Origin of the sequence: uncultured Mycobacterium sp. (genome assembly GCF_964249325.1) — a bacterium.
Classification (GTDB): domain Bacteria; phylum Actinomycetota; class Actinomycetes; order Mycobacteriales; family Mycobacteriaceae; genus Mycobacterium.
On the sequence record NZ_CAXUCH010000248.1, the window covers coordinates 1 to 6,161 of the forward strand.

General features: G+C 66.1%; 5 protein-coding genes, 1 tRNA gene and 2 pseudogenes. 4 read left to right on the plus strand and 4 right to left on the minus strand.

From position 1 onward, the window contains the following. Window positions 1-4: 4 nt before the first annotated feature. Window positions 5-1,659 (plus strand): annotated as a pseudogene (locus ACFE99_RS21540) (acyl-CoA dehydrogenase). 101 nt (window positions 1,660-1,760) lie between these two features. Here the strand turns inward: ACFE99_RS21540 and ACFE99_RS21545 are convergent. Beyond that, window positions 1,761-2,156: a hypothetical protein gene (locus ACFE99_RS21545; RefSeq protein ID WP_375488429.1), complete on the minus strand. Its 396-nt coding sequence runs from the start codon at window positions 2,154-2,156 to the stop codon at window positions 1,761-1,763. A gap of 148 nt (window positions 2,157-2,304) precedes the next feature. Beyond that, window positions 2,305-2,377: transfer RNA gene (locus tag ACFE99_RS21550), tRNA-Asn, on the minus strand. A 145-nt stretch (window positions 2,378-2,522) separates the two neighbouring features. Here ACFE99_RS21550 and ACFE99_RS21555 point away from each other — a divergent pair. Then, window positions 2,523-2,771 carry a hypothetical protein gene (locus tag ACFE99_RS21555; protein WP_375488433.1) on the plus strand — a complete coding sequence of 83 codons (249 nt, stop codon included), beginning with the start codon at window positions 2,523-2,525 and terminating at the stop codon, window positions 2,769-2,771. A gap of 5 nt (window positions 2,772-2,776) precedes the next feature. Here the strand turns inward: ACFE99_RS21555 and dnaG are convergent, their stop codons facing one another. Then, window positions 2,777-4,672 (minus strand): DNA primase, encoded by a 1,896-nt coding sequence (dnaG, locus tag ACFE99_RS21560; RefSeq protein WP_375488430.1) that lies wholly within the window; start codon window positions 4,670-4,672, stop codon window positions 2,777-2,779. Window positions 4,673-4,824: 152 nt separating this feature from the next. Between dnaG and ACFE99_RS21565 the strand changes: the two genes are divergently transcribed. Further along, window positions 4,825-5,427, plus strand: coding sequence for a superoxide dismutase family protein (locus ACFE99_RS21565; RefSeq protein ID WP_375488431.1), 603 nt, complete (start codon window positions 4,825-4,827; stop codon window positions 5,425-5,427). A 193-nt stretch (window positions 5,428-5,620) separates the two neighbouring features. After that, on the plus strand, window positions 5,621-5,902 hold the full coding sequence (locus tag ACFE99_RS21570; protein ID WP_375488432.1) for an ANTAR domain-containing protein: 282 nt from the start codon (window positions 5,621-5,623) through the stop codon (window positions 5,900-5,902). A gap of 15 nt (window positions 5,903-5,917) precedes the next feature. On the opposite strand, the pseudogene ACFE99_RS21575 reads toward ACFE99_RS21570, so the two are convergent. Then, window positions 5,918-6,161 (minus strand): annotated as a pseudogene (locus ACFE99_RS21575) (deoxyguanosinetriphosphate triphosphohydrolase); the annotation flags it as partial.

Sequence of the window (6,161 nt, forward strand, 5' to 3'; positions counted from 1 at the left end):
GGGGCTGGGGTGGTCATCGCGCTATCTAAGCCGACGCGGTGGACATCACCGACTCCTACCCGCGCGCCAACAGCGGCGGCTCTCAAACGAGATCTTCCGGCCGCACTACACACCCAACACGGTTATCGCCCGGACCAAGGTGGCCGAGCAGATGAAGATCATGGCGGCCGCGGGCGCAGCCGAAAACGCCTTCAAAAAGGACCACGGCGGCACCGGTGACCTCGGCTCGGCGATCACGCAGATCGAGATGCTGGCCATGTCGGATTTGTCGCTGATGGTCAAGGCCGGAGTGCAGTGGGGCCTGTTCGGCGGGGCTGTCGAAAACCTGGGCACCGAGCACCACCACCGGACGTAGGTGCAAAAGATCATCAACCTCGAGCTGCGCGGCTGTTTCGCGATGACCGAGACGGGGCACGGCAGCGACGTGCAGTCGCTGGAGACGACCGCAACTACAACCCAGCAACCGAGGAATTCGTCATCGACTCTCCCACGCCCACCGCGCGCAAGGACTACATCGGCGGCGCAGCCGAAACAGCCACGGTGGCAGCGGTATTCGCGCAGCTGATCACCGCGGAGAACGGAGCGGTGGTCAACCACGGTGTGCACTGCTTTATGGTTCCGATCCGAGACGCCGACGGCAATGACCTGCCCGGGGTGACGACCTCGGACTGCCAATACAAAGGCGGCCTGCCCGGTGTCGACAACGGCCGCCTCGTGCACCAGCGCCGCCTGCTGCCGCTGATCGCGCGGTCATACGCGTTGCAGTTCGCGCAGAACGAGCTGGTGGGCAAGTGCCACGACATCCAGACGGCCGACGAGCCCGACGCCGAGGAGCAGCGCGAGCTGTCCTCCCGCGCCGCCGGGCTGAAGGCGGCCAACACCTGGCACGCCACCCGCGCCATACAGGAGGCTAGGGAAGCCTGCGGCGGGGCGGGCTACATGGCCGAGAACCGGCTGATCGCGCTGCGCGCGGACACCGACGTGTTCACCACCTTCGAGGGCGACAACCATGTGCTGACCCAGTTGGTGGCCAAGGAGTTGCTGACCGCCTATGCCGACGATATCCGCAGCACGAGCCCGGTCGAGTGGGTTCGCTTTGCCGCCAATACGGTCGGTACCCGCGTGCTGAAACGCACTGCGGCCGAGGCGATCATCCAAACCGTCGTCGATGCCCGGCAGGACAGCGAGGAAGAGGGCAGCCTGTTCAACCGCGGCACCCAGGTCAAGATGTTCGAGGATCGCGAGGAGTATCTGCTGTCGTCGGTTGCGCGCCGGCTGCAGGGCAAGTCCAACGAGATGTCGGAGTTCGACGCGTTCAACGCCGTGCAGGATCACGTGCTGCACGCCGCCAGCGCGCATGTCGACCGGGTGGCGCTGGAAGCGTTTGTCGCCGGCATCGACTCATGTGAGGACGAAGAAGCCCGCCATGTGCTCGAGGTGGTGTGCGACCTGTATGCGCTATCGGTGATCGAGGACGACAAGGCGTGGTACATCGAGCACCGGTTCCTGTCCACCGACCGGGCCAAGGCGGTCACCCGCGGGATCAACGATCGGTGCCGAGCGCTGCGGCCGTATGCCCAGACCCTGGTCGACGGCTTCGGGATTCCTGAGCAGCTAAGCTACGCCGAGATGCTGCATCCGGAGAACCTGCCGGACTGACGGCTCGGTCGCGCCGAGATCGCGTCCACGGTAGTGGTGGACGAGGCGAATTCCGACCGATCGAAGCCCTGACGGCAATCTCTCGGCGCAGCCTCCGCCGGCTACCGAAGCGTCTCGTTTCTCGGCGTCGTAGTCGGCTTTGGTGTAAGGCTGGCCGAGCGCGCGGCGGCGCTCGGATTCTTCGAATGCACGGTCCAACTCGCGCGTCCAAGTGGGACTTCGCCGAGTGCGCGCAGATGACGGAACAGCTCAGCATCCATCGCGTAGACGCCCGCAACGGGACTCTTGAGATGTTGTTGGTAGATATCTGAGGATCGCGGCTGCGGATCCTCGCCAGCGTTCATACGTCGGGTGTATTCCTCGCGGAGCTTGTCGAGAGCCGCTTGTTGGCTGTCAGCCGTCACCGACCAGTCCGCGTCGGGACACCACGCTTTCCATGTGTGGTCGTCCGCTTCTTCAAACTGCGGCTTGACCTGAAAAGCATACCGGGACAACATACTTCGATATCCACCTCAATCCCTTCTTCCTGTGTCTACGGCCATGCGCCGCTGACATCGTCGGTCGCCTGGCTGCTGGACCGCACCATTTCCGGTGAATAAACGGTGACCGCCGGTTGCCCGGCGGGCTGAAAATGGCGTCTGCCTGCTCCCCCGGCTGGACTCGAACCAGCAACCCTTCGGTTAACAGCCGAACGCTCTGCCAATTGAGCTACAGGGGACTGCCCGATCCACGCGGATCGGGGGATGACTCTAGCTTACTGGCGTACCGGTGCCCAACCAGACGGGATCAGGGCCGCCAGCGCGCGACGGCCCACCGCGTGAGGCAGGATGGAGCCGACCGCATCGTCGTGGGGAGGAACCGTTTTGATCCGGTATGCCGTTGTGCTGGGACTTGGGTACGTGCTGGGTGCGAAAGCCGGGCGGCGTCGCTACGAGCAGATCATCGGCACCTACCGCGCCGTCATCGGCAGCCCGGCCCTCAAGTCGATGATCGAGGCGGGCCGGCGCAAGCTCGCCAATCGCGTCTCGCCCGACACCAGGATGGTGACCTTGACCGAGATCGACACCACCACCAGCGTCGTCGAGCCGCAGCGGCGTGAGAACGCGACCTAGGCGCGTCAGGCGGTGAGATCGTCGCCGCTGGCCTGCTCGAGCAGGCTGCGCCGATAGGCCTCCATCGCCACCAGGTCGCCGAACAAGGCGTGGTACTCGTCGCCCTGTTCGACCGGTGACATGCGCTGCAGCTTCGACTTGACCTCGGCGATCTGCCGGCCGACCCACACCTCCTGCAGGCGGGCCAGCACCCCGCCGATGTAGCGGGGCAGCTTGTTGTCGTCGTCGACCCGGATCGACTCCACGCCCAGCTCGCTGACCAGCCCGGCCGCCGCGGCTGACGCGGTGTGCCGGCGCACGGCATCAATCCACTCGCCGCCCGTGATACCGGCGCCGGTGCCGCCGGCGGCGTCGATGGCGGCGCGCACGGCAGCGTAGCCGGGATGGGTAAAGCTCTCGACCGGCAGCAAATCGAACACCGGGCCGGCCAGCGCCGGATACTGCAGCGCCGACTTGAGCGCCTCGCGCTGCGGCCACAGCGTGGGATCCCGCGGGTCGGGACGAAGGGCGGCGGGCTCGGTGGCGCTGGCGTCGCCGCGTGCCGATGATGGACGCCGGGGCCGGCCGCGGTGGTTGGCCTCCTCACGCACCCGGCCGATCACCTGGGCGACGTCATCCCAGCCGACCCAGCCGGCGAGTTGGCGCGCGTACTCGTCCCGCAGGGTGGGGTCCTTGATCTGTGCGACCATCGGCACGCAGCGGCGCAGCGCGGACACTCTGCCTTCTGCGCTGTCCAGGTCCATCTCGGCCAGCGCTGAGCGAATTGCGAACTCGAACAACGGTGTTCGGCGTGCCACCAAGTCTCGCAATGCGGCGTCGCCGGCCGCCAGCCGCAGATCGCAGGGATCCATCCCGTCGGCGGCCACCGCGACGAACGACTGGCCCGACAGGTGCTGCTCACCGCCGAACGCCTTGAGCGCGGCCGCCCGGCCGGCCTCGTCGCCGTCGAAAACGTAGATCAGTTCACCGCGAAAGAACTTGTCGTCCATCATCAATCGCCGCAACATCGCCAGGTGGTCGTCGCCGAAGGCGGTGCCGCACGACGCGACCGCGGTGGTCACCCCCGCCAGATGCATCGCCATCACATCGGTGTAGCCCTCGACCACGACAGCCTGATGGCCCTTGGCGATGTCGCGCTTGGCCAGATCGATTCCGAACAACGCCGACGACTTCTTGTACAGCAGCGTCTCCGGTGTGTTGACGTACTTGGCCTCGATCGGGTCGTCGTCGAATAGCCGCCGCGCCCCGAACCCGATCACCTCACCCGCCGCGGTGCGGATCGGCCACAGCAGGCGCCGGTGAAACCGGTCGATTGGCCCGCGACGGCCTTGCCGCGACAGGCCCGCCGCTTCCAGCTCCTTGAAGTCGAAGCCCTTGCGCAGCAAGTGCTTCGTCAGCGAATCCCATCCCGACGGCGCAAACCCGCAGCCGAAATGGCAGGCGGCGTCGACGTCGAAGTTCCGTTGCTGCAAGTACTGGCGGGCCGGGGCGGCTTCGTCGGATTCCAGGGCGTCGGCGTAGAACGCCAAAGCCGCGGCGTTGGCGGCCACGAGCCGGCTTCGGGTGCCGCGGTCGCGCTGCACACTGGTCGCCGCGCCGGTGTAGGTGATCGTGTAGCCGATCCGGTCGGCCAGCAGTTCGACCGCCTCCACGAAGGTGACGTGCTCGATCTTCTGCACGAACGCGTAGACGTCGCCACCTTCCCCGCAGCCGAAGCAGTGGAAGTGCCCGTGGTTAGGCCGCACGTGAAACGACGGTGATTTCTCGTCGTGGAACGGGCACAAGCCCTTGAGCGAGTCGGCGCCGGCGCGCCGTAGCTGGACGTAGTCGCCGACGACCTCGTCGATGCGGACTCGTTCCCGGATGGCGGCGATATCACGATCGGAGATACGGCCGGCCATCGGCTTAGTGTAGAGCTGCCACGGGGGACGAGGCTGGCCCTGGCCCGAGGAGGAGCCCGGAATCGAACCTTGTGCGGGCCGCAAAGACGACTGGCGTGCAGTTGTTAGATGACGTTCGGTGTACTGGTTGCCGTGCCGATTAGGGTCGATCCATGATCAAGCCCGCCACCATCACCGCCATCTTGCTGTCCCTGCCCCTCGTTTCACTGACTGCCTGCAGTCCTAACCAGCACCCCAGCAGTGCGCCAGGCACGACCCCGTCCGTCCGCAGCGGTTCGCCGACGGCTTCACCTACCAGCCCTCCAGCGGGCATGGAAAAGCTTACGGCGCAATTGAAAACGGCCGACGGCCGGCCCGTTGCCACGGCCAGCTTCGAGTTCGCCAGCGGCTATGCCACTGTCACCGTGAAGACGGTGGCCACAGGCATCCTGACTCCGGGGTTCCACATGATGCACCTCCACTCGGTCGGCAAGTGCGAGCCCAATTCGGTGGCTCCGACGGGTGGCCCGGCCGGCGATTTCCTGTCCGCTGGCCCGCACTACCAGGCGCCCGGCCATTCCGGCGAGCCGGCAAGCGGCGACCTGCCCGCGCTGCAGGTACGAAAGGACGGTGCGGCGCTTCTGGTGACTACCAGCGATGCGTTTACCGGCGATGACCTTCTGGCCGGCAACAAGACGGCGATCGTGCTGCACGGCGCCGAGCACAGTCGCGATGCCGAAACGCGCATGGCCTGCGGGGTCATCGGCACGGGATAACCGCCGAGATACACAGGCGGTCACGAGTGCATACCAATATCAGCCCTGCTGTGGCGTAACAGAGAGCCGGCACAAACCATTGCCACGTGCGCCCGTGCAAATCATCGTGAGCCGGGCGGAAGGGCACAACCGGCGGCACGCCGCCCCCTGGCCACGAGGGGCGCATCGGTATGGCTCCACAGCAGGTAACCGCATGACGGACTGGGTTCCCGTCCAGATCGCACTCGACGTAAACGGTCGGCGCATTCTCGACACCGCCGGCGGCATCTTGATGGGTCTTCGCCGGTGCAGTTCGGAGGCCGCGTTTCACGAGCTTCACGGCGCGGCACAACGTCACCGGATTCCGGTGTGCACGATGGCATGGGCATTGGTCCACCTCGCCGGTGGACGCAGGCATTCCCCGGATTCGTTGCGCGGCGCGCAATCGGCGGCATCTCACGAATGGGGTCGGCTTTTCGCCGAGTCTGCCGTGTGACTCCCTGAAGCGCTGCTATGCGGCCTCTATTCGCTCCAGTCGTCCTTCGGTGTAGGAGGCGATCTGGTCGACGACGACCCGTAAGCGGGCACCGTCGTCGGCGGCGGTGTTGAACGCCGGGACGAAGATCGGATCTAGCGTTCTGGGGGCGCCGGCGAGCAGCCACTGCGCCACCCGATGGATGCGTTCACGCTGGCGAGCCTGCGTGTCGAGGTGTCGCGGATCGGACATGATGAACTGCAACGCCAGGGTTTTCAGC